Genomic DNA, 21,585 nt, shown 5'->3' on the forward strand with positions numbered 1-21,585 from the left:
ACAACCCCCCCCCCCCTTTTTTTTCCCCCCCCCCCCCCCCCCCCCCCCCCCCCCCCCCCCCCCCCCCCCCCCCCCCCGCCCCGCCGCCCCCCCGCTGGGGGGGCCAATTCCCTGCTCCGCCCCGCGTCCCGCGGTTTCGATTCCCGGCCAGCGCCAGCAATAGGATTAAAAACAAAGCCCCGCCAGGCTTTCGCCTGGCGGGGCTTTGTTTTTAATCCAGTGGTGGAGACGGCGGGAATCGAACCCGCGTCCGCAAGCACTCCACAGACAGTTCTACATACTTAGCACTATCATTTAATTTAACCAGTACAACACGGACGTGCACGTTTTGGACTAGCGATTCACCTTAGATTTAGCGCGGATTGAAGTGACCCCTCACAGCGCGAGTCCCTGTAAATGACTCCACAGCTTTTAACGGCCCACCCCAGGGACGAGGTGTTGTGGAGCTAACAGCAATTAAGCTGCCAGTGCGTACGAGTTATCGTTTGCAGTTAAGTTTTTTCTGGGTGTATTTACGAGGTAACCAGCCCTCGGTATGCCCTGCTCTGCTTTGCAACCCACGTCGAAGCCAGGTCGTCCCCACAGAACTTCATTTTACCGCATTTCGGGCCATGCCGTACATTCCCTTGCCCACCACGTCAAACGCCCGTCATATTTGGCCGTTATGATGGCTTCAGTTCTCACATGGAACGACCATTTAGCGCCTCGTACAGGCGGCTACTACCGGCGCCGGCGGTCGGGAAATATACCGGCACCAAATTCTCTGTCACTCACACCAGGCGGGCGTACAGCCCGCCTATGCCGAGAAGCAATGTGACCAGCAAGCCCATCAGCCAACGGAACTGGACTTCGCTGTGTCTTGAGGCCTCCTTCCTGAATTCGTCCAGCTTCATATCCAGGAATCGGTAGTTGTCCCAGGTTTGCTGCCTCGCCTCGTCCAGTTTGGCATCGAGGAGTTTGTAATTGTCCCAGGTTTGCCGCCTTGCCTCCGCCAACTTGCCCTCGATCAGCATCAGACCATCTGCAGTCTGCTTTCTGGCTTCTTCCAGCTTGGCCTCAATCAGCCGCGAATACTCAACCGCTTCGCGACGGGATTGTTCAATTTTGGCCTCGGTCAGCTTGAAGTTCTCTGCAGTCTCCTTACGCAACTCGTCTATCCGGGCGGTCACCTCCCGGCGCACTTCGTCGATACGGGCGTTGACCTCCTTGAAGCCGGCGCCCATTTCCTGTCTCATCAGAGTTAGTTCAGCGTCCATATCCCCATCCTCGGCGGCACCATTGCCCGTGTCAAGCTGAGCCAACGCTGTATTGGTCGAGTTCATCCACACACATTACGCTTTCGACCGGACCATCTACTGATGCGTATCAATCGCTCTTTTGAGACAATTTGTTGCATTGCAGCACAAAATGCGCTAAATGGCTGAGAATTTTGAATTTGCCACAGACACTGCATTAAAATGATAGTCATCACCTCCCCCGCACCGGTCCTCGATCATGCCCGACGCCGCCTCTGATACCGCTCCCAGCCCGAAGAAACGCGGGCGTCCCCATAAGGGGGAAAGCGGCGGCCTGCGCGCGGAATTGATCGAGAAATCGGCCCAGCTGTTCCGCACCAAGGGCTATGACAACACCACCGTGCGCGACATCGCGGCCGCCGCCGGCATCCAGGCCGGCAGCTGGTTCTACCACTTCAAGACCAAGCAGGACATCCTGGCCGCCATCATGGAACAGGGCATGGAGCGCTCGCTGGCCGAGATCGAAGCCATCGCCAGCCAGACGCTGCCGCCGCGCGAGATGCTGCGCCGGCTGGTCGAGGTCCACCTGCACACCCTGCTTGCGCCCGACCACCATTTCATCGCCGTGCTGCTGTACGAGTGGCGCTCGCTCGACGAGCCGGCGCGCGAGCGCCTCACCGCGCTCAAGGACCGCTACGAGGCGGTCTGGGACCGCGCGATCGCTGCGCTGCATCATTCGGGCGACTGGGCCATGCCGTCGCAGTTCGACCGCCTGCTGATCTTCGGCGCGCTGAACTGGACCGTGCAGTGGTATAAACCCGGCAACGGCGCCGACGTCAAGGAATTGGCGCAACAGGCCATGCTGTTCATCCTGCGCACGCCGGCCGCGCTTGAGGCACAATAGGGGCATCCGCAGAAATTAAGGAATGCCCATGATTTATGAAATCGCCGAGCTGTACATCAAGCCCGAATCCCACGCCGCCTTCCAGGCCGCGGTCGCCGAGGCGGTGCCGGTGTTCAAGGCCGCCACCGGCTGCCTGTCGATGCGCCTGGACCGCGACATCGAGGTGCCGGATACGTATCACTTGGTGGTCGGCTGGCAGACAGTGGACAACCACATGGTCGATTTTCGCGGCAGCCCGGGGTTCCAGACCTGGCGCGGCCTGGTCGGCAACCACTTCGCCCTGCCGCCGAAAGTCGAACATTTTGAAACCGTGGTGGCCGGCTTCTGAGCCTGCCATCGACAGCGCAGTCTCACTCCGGAGGCTATCATGACCCGCACCATCCACCGTAACTTCGAGCAGGTGACGGACGCCGAAAGCGCCCGCAGCGCCCTGCTGTCGAACGGCTTTCCCATTGCCAGCGTCAAGCTGACCAAGCACACGCCGCTGCCGCCCAACGTGGCCACCAGCACCGTCGGCAACATCCTCGACTCGCTGACGCCCGGCGGCCCGGCCGCCGCCGCCCAGGCGCGCATGCGCAGCGGCGCCATGCTGACCGTCGATATCTACGATGACGACGACCGCGAAAAGGCCGACGCCATCATGAGCGGCTTCGGCGCCCATCCGGCCTAAGCCGCCCGGCCAGCCCCCTCACCCCGCCAGCGCGGTCGGTTCGTCGTCGCCGGCCGACGCCCGCTCGCGCCGCATCCAGTCGCCGGCGTCGGCCACCGTCAGCGGACGGGCGTAGAAGAAGCCCTGCAGCTCGTGGCAGCCGGCGTCGCGCGCGGCGATCGCCTGCTCCAGCGTTTCGATGCCTTCGGCCACCACCTGCAGGTTCAGCGCGGCGGCCAGCTGGCAGATCGCCGTCACCACCGCCACCGCGTCCGGCGCCGGCAGCGGATCGATCAGGCCGCGGTCGATTTTCAGGGTGCTCAACGGCAGCTTGCGCAGCATGCTCAGCGACGAGAAGCCGGTGCCGAAATCGTCCATCGCCACGTCGATGCCCAGCCCGCTCAGGTGCTGCAGCTGCTGCTGCGTGTCGTCCAGGTTGTCGATCGCCGCGCTTTCCGTGATCTCCAAGGTCAGGCAATGCGGCGGGATGCCGGTTTCCTGCAGCGTGCGCTCAACCAGCTGCAAAAAGCCGCGGTTGAGCAGCTGCACCGGCGACACGTTGACCGCCACCGGCACGCAGTGGCCGATCTCGGCGTGCCAGGCGGCGATCTGGCGGCAGGCGCGCTCCAGCAGCATCGCGCCCAGCTCGCCGATCAGGCCGGTGCGCTCGGCGATGGCGATGAACTCGACCGGGCTGACCATGCCCACGTCCGGCCGCATCCAGCGCGCCAGCGCCTCGAAGCCCAGCAGCCTGCCGCTGACGGCGTCGATCTTGGGCTGGTAGTCGAGGTAGATTTCCTGGTTCTTGATGCCCTTGCGCAGCGCCTGCTCGTTTTCCAGCGCCTTGCTCGACATCAGCTCGAAGCGCTGCTCGGCCATCGCCAGCGACGTGCCCGGCGTGCGCTTGGCCTGGTACATGGCGGCGTTGGCGGCGCGCAGCAGGCCGTCGGCGTTGCCGGCGTGGTCGGGGAACACCGCCATGCCCATCGAGGCGTCGATGTAGTATTCGCTGCCGCCCACCTTGAGCGCCTGCTCGCACGCGCTCAGCAGGCGGCCGGCGATGTCGCGCGCGTTGCTGGCGTCGGGGTCGACGATGGCGAACTCGTCGCCGCCCAGGCGCATCAGCTCGGCGCGCGCGCCCAGCGCCTGCTTGACGGCGGCGGCGAAGGCCTTGAGCACCTGGTCGCCGGCCAGCTGGCCCTGGCTCTGGTTGAACAGCTTGAAGCGGTCGATGTTGACCACCACCAGCGTGCACTGCAGCGAGCCGTCGGCCAGGTAGCAGTATTCCTTGAGCCGCTGCATCAGCACCGTGCGGTTGGGCAGGCCGGTCAGCTTGTCGTGCGTGGCCTGGTGCACCAGCGCGCGGGCGCTGGCGTTGCGCTCGGTGTCGTCGGTGATCAGGATCTGCGTGGCGGCCACGCCGTCCCACTCGACCCGCCACGCCTCGAAGCGCAGCTCCAGCTCGCGGCCGCCCGCCACTTCGCGCCGGCCTTCCCAACTGGCGATGTCGAGCTGCTGCGTCTGCAACAGGCCGTGGTAGTGCTGCAGCGTGTCGTCGCTGAAGCTCTCCGGCGGCAGGTCGGCAAACACCACGTAGTTGCCCAGTCCCAGCGGCATGCCGTAGATGCCGCGCACGGCGGGATTGGCGTACAGGATGCGCTTGCCGTCGGTCACCACCACGCCCTGCACCGAATGCTCGGTCAGCAGCTGGAAGCGGGCCGCCACCTTGCCGGCGTCGCGCACCGCGCCTTCCAGCGCGGACAGGCCGAACATCACGCCGATGGCCGCGCGCAGCAAGGTGGCGACCAGGATGTTGGCGGCGATGCCCTGCTCGCCGTACAGCACCACCGGCAGCTGGCCCAGGCTCAGCAGCAACAGCATCGGCCCGACCAGCCGCTCCAGCGGCTGGTTGCGCCACAGCCAGCGCGCGGCCAGCAGGCCGAGGCCGGCCAGCAGCGCCATGTTGAACAGCGGCCAGGTCAGCATGCGGTAGCCGGGCGCCAGCAGCGCGACGGCGGCGCCCAGGCCGATGGCGACGGCGGCGCCGCGCGTCAGCCGGCGGCCGGTCAGGTGCAGCACGCCGGAACTGAGGAACAGCACGTTGGGTATGGCGCCGGCCACCATCAGCGGCAGGCCGACGGCGTTGAACGGCGCCGGCGCCGAAATGCGGATCAGGTAGCCGGCCGACAGCAGCGAGGCGAACAAGGTCGACCAGCCCAGGTCGCAGGTGAAGCGCTGGGCCGGATGGCGCCGCCACACCTGCAGCAGCGCCACGCCGATGATGACGAACATGCCGAAGTTGATCAGGTACAGATAAGTCATGTCTGGCCGCCGGCCGCCTGCGCCGGATGGTGGAACACCTGGCGCAGGTAGGCCAGGAAGGTCTCGTCCTTGCACACCGTCTTGCCGGGCGAGTCCGACAGCTTGGCCACCGACTGGCCGTTGCAGCACACCAGCTTCATGACGATGTTCAGCGGCACCAGGCCGACATCGTTGGTCAGGTGGGTGCCGATGCCGAAGCCGGTCATGATGCGGTCGGCGAAGTGGCGGTACAGGCGGAACGCGGTCTGCAGGTCGAGCCCGTCGGAGAACACCAGGCGCTTGGTCTTGGCGTCGATGCGCAACGCGGCGTAGTGCGCCAGCGCCTTTTCGCCCCACACCACGGGGTCGCCCGAATCGTGGCGCAGGCCGTCGAACAGCTTGGCGAAGTACAAGTCGAAGTCGTCGAGGAAGGCGTCCATGCCGACCACGTCGGTCAGCGCGACGCCCAGGTCGCCCCGGTATTCCTGCACCCAGGCCTCGAGCGAGGCCTTCTGGAAATCGCGCAGCCGCACGCCGAAGGCCTGGAACGATTGCATGTATTCGTGCGCCATGGTGCCGATCGGCACCAGGCCGAACTTCATCGCCAGGTAGACGTTGGAGGTGCCCTTGAAATACTCGGGCACTTCGCGCGCCAGCCGCTGCACCACCTCGTCGTGCCAGGCGCCGGAATAGCGGCGGCGGGTGCCGAAGTCGGAAAACTCGAACGGGTTGCGGCAGGCCGGCTCGGCGCCGAAGGCCTTCAGCGCGGCGATCTTGGCGCCCAGCCGCGCGCGTCCCTCGGCCAGCGCGGCGGCCGCGTCGAAGCGGCGGAAATACAGCTCGTTGACGATGTACAGCACGTAGATTTCAAAGCCCATCACGTGCACCTGGGGGCCGCTGGCGTGGATCGCCAGGGTGTCGCCGTCGGCGCGCACGGTGATGAACTTGCGCTGGAAGCGGAACACGGTCAGGAAGTCGACGAAGTCGCTCTTGATATAGCGCAGCGAGCGCAGGTAAGTCAACTCCTCGTCGGTGAAGCTCATCGAACACAGGTGGTCGAGTTCGCGCTCGACGTCGGCCAGCAGCTCGGCCAGCGGCCAGGCCGGCGTGTTGCGGCAGACGAATTCGTACTCGGTGTGCGAGTTCGGATGGCCGTGCAGCAGCGCCTGCCACATGGTGAACTTGTACAGGTCCGTCTCCAGCAGGCTGCGGACGATGGGCTCGGTCATTGCGCTTCCTGGGCGTTGGCCAGCAGTTCGGGCAGCACGTCGGCGGCCTGCATCAGCTGCACGCCGCGCACCTGCATCGCGCGCAGGAAGGCCTGGTACTGCGGCTCGAAGCCGGCGACCGGGCTCATGCAGTCGGTCACCAGCACCAGCTTGGACAGCGGCTGGCCGCCGAAGTTGTCGGCGATGTGCTCGACCGTGGCCTTGACGCAGTGGCTGCCGGCCTCGCCGGCGATGTAGATACGGTCGGCCCCGGCCAGGGTGGCGATGAATTTGGTGTTGAGCTGGGTGTCGGGATCGTCGGCGTCCGGCACCTCGGCCATCACTGCGGAATAGTGCTCGGTCCACGGGTTGGAGCCCTTGGCCAGCTTGGCGACGATGCCCAGCGAGGCTTCCTCCCAGGCGCCGTAGGCGGCGCGCACGTCGTCGTGCACGTTGTTGCCCCAGGTGCCGATCTCGCAGTGCACCGGCCACACCATCAACTGGTAGCGCCCCGCCGCTTCCAGCTTGTCGAGGTAGTTCAGCGCCAGCGGCAGGGCGGCCGGATGGCGCGGCAGGTATTTTTGCGCGCGCACGTCGGCCGCGCTGATGGTGGTGTAGGGCTGCACCGGCGCGCCGTCGGCGGCGATCCAGAAGGTCGGGTGGGCGATGTCGAAGCGGTGGTGCGAGTCCAGCGTGATGCTGATGGCGCTGATGCCGGCGCGGCCGCGGTTGATCAGGCCGGCCAGCCGCAGCATGTCCTGGTGCGCGCCCGGCACCGGCAGCGCCGGCACATGGGACGCGCGGTGGCTGGCCGGCAAATCGCAAAAATCGTTTTGCGGGTCGATGACCAGCAAATGCAGATTCCGTTTCATGTAAGGCTCCATGACGATGTATGCCTTCATGATACCGTAACCATCAAAAAGCCCCGCAAGCGGGGCTTTAATTACGACAAATACTGTTGCTTACAGGCGCTAGGCATCACACGGCGATCGCGGCGATCGAGGTGCGGCTCTTGGCGATGGCGGCGGCCACCGCTTCTTCGCCCATGGCCACGCCTTCGGCGACGATGAAGGTGACGTCGGTCATGCCGAGGAAGCCCAGCACCGAGCGCAGGTAGGTGGTCACGTGGTCGTAGGCGGCGGCAGGGCCTTCGCTGTAGGCGCCGCCGCTGGCGACGAACACATAGACCTTCTTGCCGCTGACCAGGCCTTCAGGGCCGTTGGCGCCATACTTGAAGGTGCGGCCGGCGCGGGCCACGTGGTCGATCCAGGCCTTCAGGCCGGAGGTGACGGAGAAGTTGTACATCGGCGCGCCGATGACGATGGTGTCGGCGGCCAGCAGCTCGTCGACCAGCGCGTCGGAGGTCTTGATGGTGTGGGCCTGGTCGGCGTTGCGCTGCTCGGCCGGGGTGAAGTAGGCGCCCATCATCTGCTCGGTCAGGTGCGGCACGGGGTTGGCGGCCAGGTCGCGGGTGATGACGGTGCCCGACGGGTTGGCTTCCTGCCATTTTGCGACGAACTCGGCGCCCAGCTGACGCGACAGCGAGCCATTTTGACGAACACTGCTGTTGATGTGGAGTACGGTTGCCATGATGTGCTTCCTTTCAAAGAGATTGGTTGCATGCATCATAGATCGAGTTTAATATCGATGAAACGGTGTAAATTTAAATGCTACTTATCGATAATATCGATATCAAACTTTCAAGATCAACCCATCATGCGCGATCCCGGCCTCCCCTCCCTCGACCAGTTACGCGTGTTCATCGCGGTCATCGACCACGGCGGCTTCGCCCACGCGGCGCGCGCGCTGCACCGCACGCAGTCGGTCATCAGCTACACCATCGCCAACCTGGAAGAGCAGCTCAACATCGAGCTGCTCGACCGCAGCAAGCGCAAGCCGGTGCTGACCGAGGCCGGCAAGGCGCTGCTGGCCGACGCCCGCGCCGTGTCGCTGAAGGTCGACGGCATGCGCGCCCGCGCCAAGGCGCTGTCGTCGGGGCTGGAGGCGGAGGTGTCGGTGGTGGTCGACGTGATGTTCTCGACCTGCAAGCTGGTGCGCATCCTGCACGCGTTCCAGAAGGAATTCCCGACCGTGTCGATGCGGCTGCGCACCGAGGCGCTGGGCGCGGTGACGCAACTGGTGATGGAGCGCGAGTGCCATATCGGCATCAGCGGCTGGATGCCCGGCAGCCAGGACGTGGTCGAGCGCCAGAGCTGCGGCTTCGTCACGATGGTGCCGGTGGTCTCGCCCGAGCATCCGCTGGCGCAGATCGAGGGCCGGGTGCCGACCGACATCCTGCGCGAGCACATCCAGCTGGTGCTGACCGACCGCAGCACGCTGACCAAGGGCCAGGACTTCGGCGTGCTGGCCCTGCGCGACTGGCGCCTGGGCGACCTGAGCTCCAAGCACGCGCTGCTGCGCAGCGGCATCGGCTGGGGCAATATGCCGCTGGAGTTCGTGCAATGGGACCTGGACGCCGGCCGCCTGGTGCAGCTCGACATCGCCGAGGGCAATTCGTTCAGCTTCCCGCTGTACGTGATACGGCGCGGCGACGAGGAGCCGGGGCCGGCCACGCGCTGGCTGATGCAGCAATTCCTCGAGCTGGAGCAGCCGGGCGTGGCGCTGCCCAATCACGACGCCCGCCCGCAGCCGGTGCCCGGCGCGCCCAGCCTCGCCTACCACCCGCCCGGCGGGCACAAGCCGGCCGGCGCGCCGTCGGACAAGGCGGATAAGCCGGGCAAGGCCGCGCGGCCGCGGCCGCCGATGGCCGAGCTGCAGGCCGGCGCCAGCGCGCCGTCGCCTATTTCACTCCGGCGGCGCTGAGCTTGCCGCGCAGGCGGCGGATTTCTTCCGACAAGTCGACCACCAGCGCGGCGACGTCGTCGTTGGCCTCGAAGTCGCGCTCGATCTGGCACAGCCGGCGCGCGCGCACCAGGTCGGCGCTGGTGAAGCGCCAGCCGGCCGTGCTGTCGGGCGCGTCGTCCAGCAGGATGCCGGTGCGCACCCGCTGCACCACCCAGTCCGGCTCGACGGCGCAGGCTTGCGCCAGTTCATCGAGCGTCAGCGCGGCCTCGTCGACCAGCACCGCGGTTACTATTGCCTGTCCCATCGCTCGTCCTCCATGGATTGTCCTCCATCGTTCATCCTGCCGCGCGCGGGTTGAACGCCAGCTCGCGCGCCATCGTTCGATACACTTCGCGGGCCTGTTCGGTGTTGGCCGGCGGCAGCACCACTTCCAGCAGCAGGTACAGGTCGCCGGCCTCCTTGCCGGGAATGCCGCGCCCGCGCAGGCGCAGCTTGCGCCCGCTCTGCGAGCCGGCCGGCACCGTCACGGTGACCTTGCCCGACGGCGTGCCGACCTCGATCTCGCCGCCCAGCGCCAGCTCCCACGGCGCCACCGGCACCGTTTCGTAGACGTCGCGCCCGTCGATGCGGTAGCGCGCGTTGGGGCGGAACTGGATTTCCAGGTACAAGTCGCCCGGCCCGGCCGCGCCCGGCTGGCCCTGGCCGCTCAGGCGCAGCTGCTGGCCGGCCGTCACGCCCTTGGGAATGTTGACGCTGAGGTTGCGCTCGCGCGTGACGATGCGGTCGTGGGCGTCGCGTTCGGCCACCATCAGGCTGATGGTGCGGGTGGCGCCGGTGTAGCTGTCGCCCAGGTCGATGGCGATGCTGGCGTGGCTGTCCTCGCCGCGCCGCGGCGCCTGCTGGCGCCGGCGGCCGCCGCCGCCCAGGTTGGCGAACAGGTCGGCGAAGAAGTCGCTGCCCATGGCGTCGCCGCCGAAGCCGCCCGGGCCGGCGCCGGCGCCGCCATTGCCGAAGCCGCGGCCCCAGTCCGGCGGCGGGCGGAATTCCTGGCCGGCGCGGTACTGGTGGCCGCGCCCGAGCTCGTCGTAGGCGGCGCGCTTTTCGGCGTCGCCCAGCACGCCGTAGGCCTCGTTCAGCTCCTGGGTTTTCTTTTGCGCATCCGCTTCCTTGCTGACGTCCGGATGGTATTTCCGGACCAGCTTGCGGTAGGCTTTCTTGATCTCTTCCTCGGTGGCCGTCTTCGGCACGCCCAGGGTCTGGTAGTAATCCTTGTATTCCACGTCGCGCGCTCCCGTAGTTCGTCCAGCACAGTCTACCGAAAAACGCGGCGCACCGTCGTGCGCCAGCTCACTTGCGGCCCGGCTTGTCCTTGTCGGCCTGCTTGGCGTCGCGGTTCGGCTCCAGCTCGCGCACCGACGACATCATGTCGTTGAAGTTCTTCAGCTCGGCGTATTCGCCCTTCTCCAGCACCAGGCACTTGCCCTTGTAATGTTTGCTTTCGCACACTTCCCAGGTGCCGCTGTGCACCACCACGCTGGAGGTGCGGTCGTTGAAGCCCAGCTTGTCCAGGTCCGGCTCCGAGCCGTGCAGCTGCAGCGCCGGGCCGCCGAAGTGGTCGCGCGTGTACAGCGTGATGTCGCCGGCCTGCGCCGCCGGGACGGCGGCGCTCAGCAGGATGGTGCACAGCAGGGTCTTCATGACGGTCGTCTCCGCGGCGGGGGTGTGGCCCGAATGATAACGCATGCGCGTCAGCGCAGGCGGCGCAGCGACGAGATGCGGTCGTTCATATTGTCCAGCTGCTCGTAGCGGCCCGGCTCGAGCACGATGCAGCGGCCGCCGAAATCGGCGTGCTCGCACAGCTGCCAGCGGCCTTCGTTGACGATGATGGAGCCGGTCTGGTCGTTGAAATCGTAGTCGGTCAGCGTGCGCACGACGTCGGTGTGCAGCTCGACCTTGGCGCCGCTGAAGCCGGCGTGCGAGTACAGGATGATGGGTTCGCCGCGGCGGCCGTAGCCACGGTCGTCGTCGCGCCAGCCATGGCGCCCGTCGCGCTCGCCGCCGCGGTAGTCACGATTATCGCCGCGGTTGTCACGGTCGTCGCGGCCGTCCCGGTAATCGCGGCCGCGGCCGGCAACCTCGCGCGCCGACGACACCTGGTCGTTGAAGCCTTCCAGCACCGGGTATTCGCCGCGCTCGAGGACCACGCAGCGGCCGCGGAAATCGGCGTGCTCGCACAGTTCCCAAGCGCCGGAGCGCACCACCACGCTGGAGGTGCGGTCGTTGAAGCCCAGCGGCACCAGGTCCGGCGTGGTGTTGCGCAAGGTGACCGAGGCGCCGCCGAAGTTGGCGTGGGTGTACAGGGTGATCTCGCCCGCCTGGGCGCCGGCGGCAAACAGCAGCGGGGCGGCCAGCATCAGGGCGGCGGAAGTCAGGCGGTGCAATAAGGTTTTCATTTGGAATACCGATGTTAGTTGTTGTTCAGCCATAACGTGCGGGCCGGCCGTTGCGACGACGGCCGAATTTTACTAAATTGCAAGCAATTGTAATCGAGCGCGAAATCGAACGCGATGCGGCGGCGGCCTCGGCGCGGTAAAATCGCCGGCCCGACGCCACCGCCATCGTTCGCCATCCTTTATGCCGCATACCTTCAAACCCGCCAACATCCGCCTCGAAGCCGCCGCCCTGTGGCGCCTGGCGTGGCCGATGCTGGTCGGCCAGCTGGCCACCGTCGGCATGGGCGTGGCCGACGTGGCCATGACCGGCCACGCCAGCGCCGACGAGCTGGGCGCGGTGTCGCTGGGGGCGTCGATCTGGTCCATCATCCTGGTCACCGTCAGCGGCACCATGATGGCGATTAACAGCGTGGTCGCGCACGACGTCGGCGCCGGCGCGCTGGCGCGCGTGCCGCACGTGGTGCGCCAGTCGCTGTGGAAGGCGCTGGGCGTGGGCGTGGTGGCCATGCTCTTGGCCAACCTGGCCACCCTGCTGTTCGACCACCTGTACCTGACGCCCTACGTGCACCGGCAAGCCTCGCTGTTCGTGCACGTGATCAGCATCGGCCTGCCGCCGTACGCCGCCTGCCGCACGCTGTACGGCTACAGCACCAGCATCAACCAGACCAAGCCGATGATGGTCATCGCGCTGCTGGGCCTGGGCTTCAACATCGTCGTCAACTGGCTGCTGATCTTCGGCCACTGGGGCCTGCCGGCGCTGGGCGGCGTCGGCTGCGCGGTGGCGACCGGCCTGTGCATGTGGCTGATGCTGGGCGCCATGCTGGTGTGGATGCGCCTGGCGCCGGCCTACCGCGCCACGTGGCCGTTCACCCGCTGGGAATGGCCGCACTGGCCGGAGATCCGCGCCATGCTCAAGCTGGGCCTGCCGATCGGCGTCACCTATTTCGCCGAGGTCAGCGCGTTCGGCGCGGTCAGCCTGCTGGTGGCGCGCTACGGCGTGGTGCAGATCGCCGCGCACCAGATCGCGCTGAACTTCACCTCGCTGGTGTTCATGGTGCCGCTGAGCTTTGGCATCGCGCTGATCACCCGCGTCGGCCAGTCGGTGGGCGAAGGCGATCCGCGCAAGGCGCGCTTCGTGGCCTGGGTCGGCGTGTGGATGTCGCTGGCGTTCGGCGTGCTGTCGGCGCTGTTCATCGTCGTGTTCCGCCAGCAGATCGCCGCCGCCTACACGTCGGACGCGGCGGTGCAGGCCGCGTGCGTGCGGCTGCTGCTGTTTGCCGCGCTGTTCCAGCTGTCGGACGCCACCCAGGTGGCGACCTCGTGCGCGATCCGCGGCTACAAGGTCACGCGCCAGCCGATGCAGATCCAGCTGCTGGCGTTCTGGGGCTTCGCGCTGCCGCTGGGCTGCTGGCTGGGGCTGGCGCCGCAATGGCTGCCGTGGACGCCGGCCGCGCCGATGGCGGCGGCCGGCTTCTGGATCGGGCTGGTGATCGGCCTGACGGTGGCGGCCGTGCTGCTGAGCTGGGCCTTGCAGCGGCTGGCGCGCCAGCGCGTGGCGGCGGGCTAGAAACATAGCGATACATTACGCCGAAGGAAAAACGGTTTTCCATAGCGCATTCAGAATATTGCCATCTCGCCACAACCGGGCCGGTCTGGTATCGTCTTGGGTTCCGATAACCGAGAGACACTCACTCCATGCGATTTATTCTCTGCTTCCTTGCGCTGCTGGCCGGCGCCCAAGCCTCCGCCGAAAAACTGACGTTGGACCGCCTGCAGGCCGACCCGTCGCTGAGCGGCCCCGGCGTGCGCAGCCTGAAGGTGTCGCCGGACGGCGCCCGCGTGACCTTCCTGCGCGGCCGTGAAGACAACCAGTTCCAGATGGACCTGTGGGAATACAATCTGCACGACAAGTCCACCCACCGCCTGGTCGACTCCAAGACGCTGGTGCCGGACGAGAACCTGTCGGCCGCCGAGAAGGCCCGCCGCGAGCGCGAGCGCACCGCCAGCCTCAAGGGCATCCTCAGCTACAGCTGGTCGCCGGACGGCAAGCAGCTCTTGGTGCCGATCGCCGGCAACCTGTACCTGATCGACGTCAGCAAGCCCGACGCGGCGCGCATGGTCGCCTCCGGCAACGTGCTCGATCCGAAGATCTCGCCCAAAGGCCGCTACGTGTCCTTCGTGCGCGACCAGAACCTGTACATCCTCGACCTGGCCAGCGGCAAGGAAAAGCAGCTGACCAGCGACGGCGCCGGCACCATCCACAACGGCGAGGCCGAATTCGTCGCGCAGGAAGAGATGGCGCAGACCACCGGCTACTACTGGGCGCCGGACGACTCGGCCATCGCCTACAAGCGCTACGACGAGGCGCCGGTGCCGGTGGTGCGCCGCTTTGAAATCTTCGCCGACCGCACCGACGTGGTCGAGCAGCGCTACCCGGCCGCCGGCGATCCGAACGTGCTGGTGCAGCTGAAGATCGTCTCGACCGCGACCGGCGCGACCCGCGACGTCGACCTCGGCGCCAACCAGGACATCTACCTGGTGCGCGCCGACTGGAGCGCCAGCGCCAAGGCGCTGCTGTTCCAGCGCCAGAGCCGCGACCAGAAGAAGCTGGAACTGGTGTCGGTCGACGCCGCCACCTTGGCGCAAAAGGTGCTGGTCACCGAAACGTCGCCGACCTGGGTCAGCATCTTCGACGACCTGCGCTTCCTCGGCAACGACAAGGGCTTCATCTGGTCGTCCGAGCGCAGCGGCCGCAAGCACCTGTACCTGTACGACATGAGCGGCAAGCTGCTGCACCCGATCTCGCAGGGCGAATGGGGCATAGACCGCGTGCTGGCGGTGGACGAAAAAGGCGGCCGCGTGTTCGTGCAGTCGAACCGCGACGCCGTCATCGACAGCCAGACCTACGCGCTCAAGCTCGACGGCAGCACCGCCGACAAGCCGGTCCGCATCACCCAGGGCGACGGCTGGCATGACTCGTCCTTCGCGCGCAACGGCGAAGTGTTCGTCGACACGTACTCCGACCCGAGCACGCCGCCGCAGGTCAGCATCCGCCGTCCGGACGGCGCCATGATCAGCTGGCTGGAGCACAACGAACTGAACGCGTCCCACCCGTACGGCAAGTACATGGACGCCCACCTGAAGACCGAATACGGCACGCTCAAGGCCAAGGACGGCCAGACCTTGTACTACTCGATGATCAAGCCGAGCGGCTTCGACGCGTCGAAGAAATACCCGGTGTTCCTGTCGACCTACGGCGGCCCGCACTCGCAGCACGTGGCGCGCAAGTGGGGCAACTTCTTCGACCAGTACATGGCGCAGCAGGGCTTCATCGTCTGGCGCCTGGACAACCGTGGCGCGTCGCGCCGCGAACGCGCCTTCACCGACGCCAACTACCATCAGCTGGGCAAGGTCGAGGTCGAAGACCAGGTCACCGGCATCGAATGGCTGGGCAAGCAAAGCTACGTCGACGCCAGGCGCGTGGGCGTGTTCGGCTGGAGCTACGGCGGCTTCATGACCTTGCGTCTGCTGGCCGAGGCGTCGGACAAGATCGCCATGGGCGTGTCGGTGGCGCCGGTGACCGACTGGTCGCTGTACGACACCCACTACACCGAGCAGTTCATGGGCATGCCGAAAGAGAACGCGGCCGGCTATGACTACAGCGGCGTGTACTCGCACCTGGACGGCTTGAAATCGCCGCTGCTGCTGATGCACGGCATGGCCGACGACAACGTGCTGTTCACCAACACCACGCGCATGATCGACGCGCTGGTCAAGCGCAACGTGCACTTCGAGCTGATGACCTATCCGGGCGCCAAGCACGGCATCTCGGGACGTGGTCCGCAGCGCCACGTGTACGGCAACATCGAAGCCTTCTTCAAGAAGAACCTGATGCCGGAAGCGGCGAAGTAATTCGAACGCGGGTAAACCAAAAACAGCCGCCTCGTTCACCGAGGCGGCTGTTTTTTTATGGGCTGCGGCAATTAGTTGCGGTTGCCTTTGGTGATGTCCTTGACGGCTTCTTTCGCGTCGCCCAGGCCTTTTTGCAGCTTGCCTTCAGCTTGCTTGTTCAGGCCCTTGGCTTGCTGCTCCGAGCTGCCGACCAGCTTGCCGGCTTCCTGCTGGATTTTGCCGCCGATGTCCTTGGCCGTACCTTTGACTTGATCCTTGTTCATGGTGAACTCCTTAATGGGTGATGAAGCTACAGGGACACGCAGCGTTGTGCTGTGTGCATGCGTTCCACTATAGGCCGCTGCGCGCACCGCTTCTGTGCGCTCGCGAACGCAGTCCATCGATCAAGATTTCCGCCAGACACTAGCCAACCATGGCTGCTGATCGCGCGGCAACCCTGCCGGGCGATAGTAATGTTGGACAGCGATAAAACCTGCTGCGGTCAGGTAATGTTCCCATGTGTCGTAGTCGTAGTAGCTGCCGTAGCGCGGGCCGTTCCAGCCTTCGCGGTTGTCGCCGCGCGGATTGGAGCTGAACAGGACGCCGCCCGTCTTCAAGGCCGCGTGCAAGTCGCACAGCACTTTCGGCAACGCCGCGCTGGGCACGTGGAACAGGGAGGCGTTGGCGTAGATGCCGTCAAAAAAACCGGCGGGCAGGTCGAGCTTGACGAAGTCCTGCCGCCAGGCCTGGCAACCGCTGTAGGCGCGCGCCATCTCGACGAATCGCGCCGAGCCGTCGACGCCGATCGCCTCGTGCCCCATGTCCTTGAACGTTTTCAGGTCGCGCCCCGGCCCGCAGCCCAGGTCCAGCAAGCGGTAAGGCGCCGGCGCGTCGATCGCATCGAGCAAGGCGGCGATGTTCTGGCTGACGTCATGGTCGATGGTGCCGGCGAAAAACTGCTCCGCGTTGCGCTCGTAGTGCTGCAGCGTGGTCTGCGTGATTTGTTCGATGTCGTCGGAATTCATGCCGCTAGTATACATACCGGGGTACCCGCACTCCACTCTCTCGTACAAACATGCTCTTTTGTATAGCTCTTTTTTGCTCTTTTCGCTTCAAATGAACTTCAGGCGGCGGACCTGGTCCAACAGAGACAGGAAGAAGCAAAAACCGTCAAAAAGAGCAAGGAGAAAGAGCATGAATGCACGAGAGGCTTGTTTGCCACCACCCGCTGCCTGTGCCCGACTGAAAGATTTTCTGCGTCGCAGCGGCAAGCGCTGACCACCGCAAGCAAAACCATGGGCGACGCGTTGCACGCCGCCCTGCTATTGATCGAACACGTCGACCATCAATCGAAAACATTAATGGAACGCCGCCTGCCTAAGCACCGCCGCGAATACGACGAACTCTGCGACGATCACTGACCGTCGCCGCGCTTTACCAGACCCGCACCCGGTCCTTCGGCGCCAGATACAGCGTCTGCCCCGGCTGCACGTTGAAGGCGTTGTACCACGCATCAAGATTGCGCACGGTGGCGGTGCGCCATTTGTCCGGCGCGTGGCCGTCGGTCAGGATGGCGCGGCGCAGCGCCTCGTCGCGCTCCTTCTCGCGCCAGCTCGCCGCATAGCCGATGAAGAATTGCTGGTCCGCCTCCGGCGTCACGCGCTTGTTGGCCAGCGTCGCATGGTAAGCGTCGTACGACGCCGACAGCCCGGCCAGATCCGCCAGGTTCTCGCTCAACGTCTGCTGGCCGTTGATGGCCAGGTCCGGGAACGGCTTGTACGCCGAATACTGCGCCGCCAGCGCCGCCGACGCCTGCTTGAAATGCTTGCCGTCGGCAGCCGTCCACCAGTCGCGCAGGCGCCCCTTGGAATCGAATTGCGCGCCCTGGTCGTCGAAGCTGTGGCTGATCTCGTGGCCGATGGTCGCGCCGATGCCGCCATAGTTGACGGCGTCGCCGGCACTCGGATCGAAGTACGGCGGCTGCAGGATCGCGGCCGGGAAATTGATCGCGTTCTGCATCGGCATGTTGACCGCGTTGACCAGCTGCGCCGGCATGCACCACTCGGCGCGGTCCACCGGCTGGTGCAGCTTGGCCAGTTGCTGCTGCGTGTGCAGGCGTTCGGCGCGCAGCAGGTTGCCCAGCGCGTCGTCCGGCACCACCTGCAACTGCTCATAGCTGGCCCACTTCTCTGGATAGCCTATGCCCACATACAAGGTCTTCAGCTTGGCGTGCGCCTCCTTCTTGGTGGCCGGCGCCATCCAGTCCAGCTTGTCGATGCGCAGATGGAAGGCGTCGACGATATTGCTGACCATCTGCTGCAGGCGCTGCTTGGACTCGGGCGGGAAATACTTGGCCACATAAATCTTGCCCAGCGCATCGGGCATCGCCGCGTTGACTGCGGCCAGGCTGCGTTTCCAGCGCAGCGATTGCTGCGGCGTGCCGTTCAGCGCGCGGCCGTAGAAATCGAAATGCTGGTCGACCAGCGCCTTCGGCAACGCGGCGCTGACCTGGTTGATGCTGTGGAAGGTCAGGAAATCCTTCCACGTTTCCAGCGGCACCGAGTTGACCAGCCTGGCCGCGCCGGCGATCGCGGTCGGATGCCAGACGATGAACTTCTTCTGCCCGCCCAACCCGGCGCTTGCGAAGAACGCGGCCCAGTCCATGCCCGGGGCCTTGCGCGCGAAATCGGCGGCGCTCCAGTTGTTGTTCGCCTTCAGCACGTCGGCCGAATCCTCGCGGTTGGCATGGGTGGCGGCGATCTTGGTTTCAAGCTCGAACACGCGCGCCGCGCGCGCCTCGGCATCGGCGATGCCGGCCAGCCTGAAGGTGGCGGCGATGTGCGCCAGGTACTTGCCGCGCAGCTCCTTCATCGACGGCGTGTCGTCCAGATAATAGGCCCGGTCCGGCATGCCCAGTCCGCCCTGCAGCAGATACGGCGTGTAATGCGCGCTGTCCTTCAGGCCTTGCGCGATCCACAGGCCGAACAGGTTTTCGGTGAAGAAATTGGTGGCGTTGAGCGGATCGACGTCGGCCTGCAGGCTGGCGCCCAGCGCCTTGGTCAGCGCCCGCTTGTCGCCGATGGCGGCGATCTGCGCCAGCGCCGGCTGCAGCGGCGCCAGCCCCTTGGCCTCGATGCCCGCCTCGTCCATGAAGCTGGCGTAGTAGTCGGCGATTTTCTTCGCCTCGGCCGACGACGGGGCGGCCGCCAGTCCCTCGATCAACTTGACGATGCGCAGATTGGTGTCCTCGACCAGCGCCGCGCCCACGCCCCAGCTGCTGCGGTCGGCCGGGATCTCCACGCTGTTGAGCCACTCGCCGTTGACGTAATCAAAAAAATCGTCGCCCGGCAGGACCGCGGCCGGTGCGGCCCATGCGGCCGGCAAGGCGGCTACTAAAACTATACTGATGGCAAGGCGGCGCGCTGAAGCGGAGAGGTGCATGATTTGTCCCGGGATTGTCAATTCCAGCGAATATATCACGACATAAAAGAGACGCCGCCATAGCAAAATTCTTTCATTCGTCCGGGGAATCGCTATATAGTTAGCCTATAGCAACGCGCTAATCACCACGGAGATAATTATGAAGCTTGAAGCCCTGTTCCAGAATCCCACTGCGTTGCCCACGGCGCCCAAGGTCGTCGAAGAACTGATCAGCAGTTTCGACAAAGCCAGCGTCTCGACCGAAGAGATCGCGAAAAAATTATCCACCGATCCGGTGCTCAGCGCCAAGCTGCTGCGCCTGGCCAACTCCGCCTACTACCACGTGTCGCGCAGCATCGGCACGGTCGAAGACGCGGTGCTGATGCTGGGCTTCGTCACCGTGCGCACCCTGGTCATCAGCTCCGGCCTGGTCAGCGGCTTCAAGACCGTGCCCGGCCTCGACCTCAAGCAATTCTGGCGCTACAGCCTGCACACCGCGGTGTGCGCCAAATGGATCGCCAAGAAAACCAAGGAAAACACCGACCTCGCCTTCACCATCGGCATGATGCACGCCATCGGCCAGCTGGTGATCCACTCGGCCATGGCCGAGCAGGCGATGGCGCTCGACAAGGTGGCCGGCCCGATGGACTCGCGCCGCCTGGACGCCGAGCAAGCCTCGTTCGGCTACACCTTCGCCGACGTCGGCGCGGAACTGGCCAAGCGCTGGAAGTTCCCGCAAACCTTCTCGGAAACCATCCTGGCCTTCCCCGAGCCGCACCACAACGGCGAGCTGAACCGCCTGGCCGCCGTGGTTTCGCTGGCCGCCTGGCGCGCCCGCGTCGAGCAGGCCGGACTGAGCGACGATGAAATCGCCGCCTGCTACCCGGCCGACCTGGCCGAGGAACTGGGCCTGGACGACGACGCGCTGACCGACGAGATGCCGTCGCCGGACGAACTGAGCGCCGGCCTGGAAGAGCTGGTCAAATAAGCCAGATTAAGCAATACACAAGCAAAAGCCGCCGGTTTTCAGACCCGGCGGCTTTTTTTTCACCTTTTTCAAAAATATTTAAAAAAGACCCTAAAGTTCCGGTTTAAGGCGACGTTAATCTGGACATGCGGTAATCCGTCTTACCGCTTAAACGAGCCCAAGGTGCGAACATGACCGCCAGCGAAGTCCTCTCGATGTACGAAAACATTGCCGGTTTGAGCAACCAGATGGTCGCCGCCGCGCGCATCGGCGACTGGGACGGCCTGAGCGACCTGGAAGGCCAGTGCGCCAGCGAAAGCCGCGCAGTCGCCACCGGCGTGCCGGCCCTGAGCGGCGCCCCGCGCCTGCGCAAGATCGACCTGCTGAAACAAATCCTGGCCAACGACCGCGAAATCCGCGACGTGACCGATCCATGGATGAACAAAGTGCCGGGCATGCAATAAAATGCTCCGAACGTAAAAAAAGCGCCTTCAAGGCGCTTTTTTTACGTCCGTACGACAGCAATCAGCCGGCCAGCGCCACCCGCAGCGACAGCGCGATGCCCTGCGCCGCCTTGGTGATCTCGTCCAGCGACGGGAAGCTCGGCGCGATGCGGATATGGCTGTCCTTCGGATCGTTGCCATAAGGGAAAGCCGCGCCGGCCGGCGTCAGCGTGATGCCCGCCTCCTTGGCCAGCGCCACGGTGCGCTTGGCCGAACCTTCCGGCGTCACCAGGTCGATGAAGTAGCCGCCCTGCGGACGGGTCCACGACACGCCCGGCACGTCGCCCAGGTAGTGCTCGAACTGCGCCAGCACCGCGTCGAACTTCGGCTTCAGCAGCAAACGGTGCTGTTCCATCAACGCCTCGACCGTCGCCACATCCTTCAACAGGCGCACGTGGCGCAGCTGGTTGATCTTGTCCGGGCCGATGCTGCGGATGCCCGCGTGCTTGGTCCACCAGGCGATATTGGCCGGCGACGCCGCCAGCGCGGCAATGCCCGAACCGGCCCAGGTCACCTTCGACGACGACGCGAACACGATCGCGCGGTCCGGATTGCCGGCCTTGGCGCAAGCGTCCAGGATGTTGGCCACGGCCAGCTTCTGCTCGCCCAGGTGATGGAAGCGGTAGGCGTCGTCCCACATCAGGCGGAAGTCCGGCGCCGCGGTCTTCATCGCCGCCAGGCGCGCGACCACTTCGTCCGAATACACCACGCCGCCCGGATTGCTGTACTTCGGCACGATCCACATGCCCTTGATGCTGGCATCCTCGGCCACCAGTTTCTCGACCAGGTCCATGTCCGGACCGGCTTCGCTCATCGGGATATTGATCATCTTGATGCCGCGCGCCTCGCAGATGGCGAAGTGGCGGTCGTAGCCCGGCACCGGGCACAGGAAGGTCACCGGCTCGCGCACCCACGGCGCATGGCCGGGCGTGCCGTTGAGCAGGCTGTAGATGATGACGTCATGCATCAGCGACAGGCTGGCGCTGCTGTCGACCACCACCTGCGCGGCCGGCACGTCCAGCAGCTTGCCGAACAGTTCGCGCGCTTCCGCCAGGCCGATGGTGCCGCCGTAGTTGCGGCCATCGGTACCGTCGGCGGCCTTGTAGCCGTCCAGCGCATCCATCAGGGCATGGGACAAATCCAGTTGCTCGGGCGCTGGCTTGCCGCGGGACATGTCCAGTTTCAGGCCGAGTTGTTTGAAAGCTTGGTATTGCTCTTGATGCTGAGATGGCAGATCTGCTGCGGTCAT

At 65.4% G+C, this 21,585-nt stretch carries 22 protein-coding genes and 1 other RNA gene; 9 read left to right on the forward strand and 14 right to left on the reverse strand.

The window, feature by feature from the left end; all coding sequences use genetic code 11:
* Positions 1-220: 220 nt before the first annotated feature.
* Positions 221-581, reverse strand: a transfer-messenger RNA (tmRNA) gene (gene ssrA, locus ACCD07_RS08660).
* Positions 582-770: 189 nt separating this feature from the next.
* Positions 771-1,322: a hypothetical protein gene (locus ACCD07_RS08665; RefSeq protein WP_413447097.1), complete on the reverse strand. Its 552-nt coding sequence runs from the start codon at positions 1,320-1,322 to the stop codon at positions 771-773.
* Between the two features lie 172 nt (positions 1,323-1,494).
* Between ACCD07_RS08665 and ACCD07_RS08670 the strand changes: the two genes are divergently transcribed.
* Genes ACCD07_RS08670 through ACCD07_RS08680 form a run of 3 tightly spaced genes read left to right on the forward strand, consistent with a single transcriptional unit; the run spans position 1,495 to position 2,809 of the window.
* Entirely contained in the window at positions 1,495-2,139 is a 645-nt protein-coding gene (locus tag ACCD07_RS08670; RefSeq protein ID WP_176655035.1) for a TetR family transcriptional regulator, read from the forward strand.
* A gap of 28 nt (positions 2,140-2,167) precedes the next feature.
* Positions 2,168-2,467: an antibiotic biosynthesis monooxygenase family protein gene (locus ACCD07_RS08675; protein WP_176655034.1), complete on the forward strand. Its 300-nt coding sequence runs from the start codon at positions 2,168-2,170 to the stop codon at positions 2,465-2,467.
* Positions 2,468-2,506: 39 nt separating this feature from the next.
* Positions 2,507-2,809, forward strand: a complete 303-nt coding sequence (locus ACCD07_RS08680; RefSeq protein WP_176655033.1) for a hypothetical protein — start codon at positions 2,507-2,509, stop codon at positions 2,807-2,809.
* Between the two features lie 18 nt (positions 2,810-2,827).
* Here ACCD07_RS08680 and ACCD07_RS08685 read toward each other — a convergent pair whose 3' ends face one another.
* The 4 genes from ACCD07_RS08685 to ACCD07_RS08700 all read right to left on the reverse strand — a co-directional run bounded on the left by ACCD07_RS08685 (position 2,828) and on the right by ACCD07_RS08700 (position 7,887).
* On the reverse strand, positions 2,828-5,110 hold the full coding sequence (locus tag ACCD07_RS08685) for a putative bifunctional diguanylate cyclase/phosphodiesterase (RefSeq protein WP_413447098.1): 2,283 nt from the start codon (positions 5,108-5,110) through the stop codon (positions 2,828-2,830).
* Positions 5,107-6,318: a nicotinate phosphoribosyltransferase gene (pncB, locus tag ACCD07_RS08690; RefSeq protein ID WP_413447099.1), complete on the reverse strand. Its 1,212-nt coding sequence runs from the start codon at positions 6,316-6,318 to the stop codon at positions 5,107-5,109. Before pncB ends, ACCD07_RS08685 begins: the two co-directional genes overlap by 4 nt.
* Positions 6,315-7,169: a cysteine hydrolase gene (locus ACCD07_RS08695; RefSeq protein ID WP_413447100.1), complete on the reverse strand. Its 855-nt coding sequence runs from the start codon at positions 7,167-7,169 to the stop codon at positions 6,315-6,317. The genes pncB and ACCD07_RS08695 overlap by 4 nt, the downstream gene beginning before the upstream one ends.
* 106 nt (positions 7,170-7,275) lie before the next feature.
* Entirely contained in the window at positions 7,276-7,887 is a 612-nt protein-coding gene (locus tag ACCD07_RS08700; RefSeq protein ID WP_176655029.1) for an FMN-dependent NADH-azoreductase, read from the reverse strand.
* A 126-nt stretch (positions 7,888-8,013) separates the two neighbouring features.
* Here ACCD07_RS08700 and ACCD07_RS08705 point away from each other — a divergent pair, with 126 nt between their 5' ends.
* Positions 8,014-9,120: a LysR family transcriptional regulator gene (locus ACCD07_RS08705; RefSeq protein WP_176655028.1), complete on the forward strand. Its 1,107-nt coding sequence runs from the start codon at positions 8,014-8,016 to the stop codon at positions 9,118-9,120.
* Here the strand turns inward: ACCD07_RS08705 and ACCD07_RS08710 are convergent.
* The 4 genes from ACCD07_RS08710 to ACCD07_RS08725 all read right to left on the reverse strand — a co-directional run bounded on the left by ACCD07_RS08710 (position 9,098) and on the right by ACCD07_RS08725 (position 11,555).
* A complete protein-coding gene (locus tag ACCD07_RS08710; RefSeq protein ID WP_176655027.1) occupies positions 9,098-9,406 on the reverse strand; it encodes a chaperone modulator CbpM in 309 nt (102 codons plus the stop codon). The genes ACCD07_RS08705 and ACCD07_RS08710 overlap by 23 nt on opposite strands.
* 31 nt (positions 9,407-9,437) lie before the next feature.
* Positions 9,438-10,382 (reverse strand): DnaJ C-terminal domain-containing protein, encoded by a 945-nt coding sequence (locus tag ACCD07_RS08715; protein ID WP_176655026.1) that lies wholly within the window; start codon positions 10,380-10,382, stop codon positions 9,438-9,440.
* A 67-nt stretch (positions 10,383-10,449) separates the two neighbouring features.
* Complete coding sequence (locus tag ACCD07_RS08720) at positions 10,450-10,800, reverse strand: beta/gamma crystallin-related protein (protein ID WP_413447101.1); 351 nt, start codon at positions 10,798-10,800, stop codon at positions 10,450-10,452.
* Between the two features lie 50 nt (positions 10,801-10,850).
* On the reverse strand, positions 10,851-11,555 hold the full coding sequence (locus ACCD07_RS08725) for a beta/gamma crystallin family protein (RefSeq protein ID WP_413447102.1): 705 nt from the start codon (positions 11,553-11,555) through the stop codon (positions 10,851-10,853).
* A gap of 181 nt (positions 11,556-11,736) precedes the next feature.
* On the opposite strand from ACCD07_RS08725, the gene ACCD07_RS08730 reads away from it, so the two are divergent.
* Positions 11,737-13,122 (forward strand): MATE family efflux transporter, encoded by a 1,386-nt coding sequence (locus tag ACCD07_RS08730; RefSeq protein WP_413447103.1) that lies wholly within the window; start codon positions 11,737-11,739, stop codon positions 13,120-13,122.
* A 128-nt stretch (positions 13,123-13,250) separates the two neighbouring features.
* Entirely contained in the window at positions 13,251-15,467 is a 2,217-nt protein-coding gene (locus ACCD07_RS08735; RefSeq protein ID WP_413447104.1) for an alpha/beta fold hydrolase, read from the forward strand.
* 71 nt (positions 15,468-15,538) lie between these two features.
* Here the strand turns inward: ACCD07_RS08735 and ACCD07_RS08740 are convergent, their stop codons facing one another.
* On the reverse strand, positions 15,539-15,730 hold the full coding sequence (locus ACCD07_RS08740) for a CsbD family protein (protein ID WP_176655021.1): 192 nt from the start codon (positions 15,728-15,730) through the stop codon (positions 15,539-15,541).
* A gap of 120 nt (positions 15,731-15,850) precedes the next feature.
* On the reverse strand, positions 15,851-16,471 hold the full coding sequence (locus ACCD07_RS08745; RefSeq protein WP_413447105.1) for a class I SAM-dependent methyltransferase: 621 nt from the start codon (positions 16,469-16,471) through the stop codon (positions 15,851-15,853).
* A 186-nt stretch (positions 16,472-16,657) separates the two neighbouring features.
* On the opposite strand from ACCD07_RS08745, the gene ACCD07_RS08750 reads away from it, so the two are divergent.
* A complete protein-coding gene (locus ACCD07_RS08750) occupies positions 16,658-16,867 on the forward strand; it encodes a hypothetical protein (RefSeq protein WP_413447106.1) in 210 nt (69 codons plus the stop codon).
* A gap of 13 nt (positions 16,868-16,880) precedes the next feature.
* Here ACCD07_RS08750 and ACCD07_RS08755 read toward each other — a convergent pair whose 3' ends face one another.
* Entirely contained in the window at positions 16,881-18,887 is a 2,007-nt protein-coding gene (locus tag ACCD07_RS08755) for a M13 family metallopeptidase (protein ID WP_413447107.1), read from the reverse strand.
* 139 nt (positions 18,888-19,026) lie between these two features.
* On the opposite strand from ACCD07_RS08755, the gene ACCD07_RS08760 reads away from it, so the two are divergent.
* Together ACCD07_RS08760 and ACCD07_RS08765 are read left to right on the forward strand one after the other, a co-directional pair.
* A complete protein-coding gene (locus ACCD07_RS08760; RefSeq protein ID WP_176655017.1) occupies positions 19,027-19,854 on the forward strand; it encodes an HDOD domain-containing protein in 828 nt (275 codons plus the stop codon).
* Positions 19,855-20,024: 170 nt separating this feature from the next.
* Positions 20,025-20,297 (forward strand): flagellar protein FliT, encoded by a 273-nt coding sequence (locus ACCD07_RS08765; RefSeq protein ID WP_176655016.1) that lies wholly within the window; start codon positions 20,025-20,027, stop codon positions 20,295-20,297.
* Positions 20,298-20,358: 61 nt separating this feature from the next.
* Here ACCD07_RS08765 and ACCD07_RS08770 read toward each other — a convergent pair whose 3' ends face one another.
* Positions 20,359-21,585, reverse strand: coding sequence for an aminotransferase class I/II-fold pyridoxal phosphate-dependent enzyme (locus ACCD07_RS08770; protein ID WP_176655015.1), 1,227 nt, complete (start codon positions 21,583-21,585; stop codon positions 20,359-20,361).

This window comes from Duganella sp. Dugasp56 (assembly GCF_047304105.1).
Classification (GTDB): domain Bacteria; phylum Pseudomonadota; class Gammaproteobacteria; order Burkholderiales; family Burkholderiaceae_D; genus Rugamonas; species Rugamonas hordei.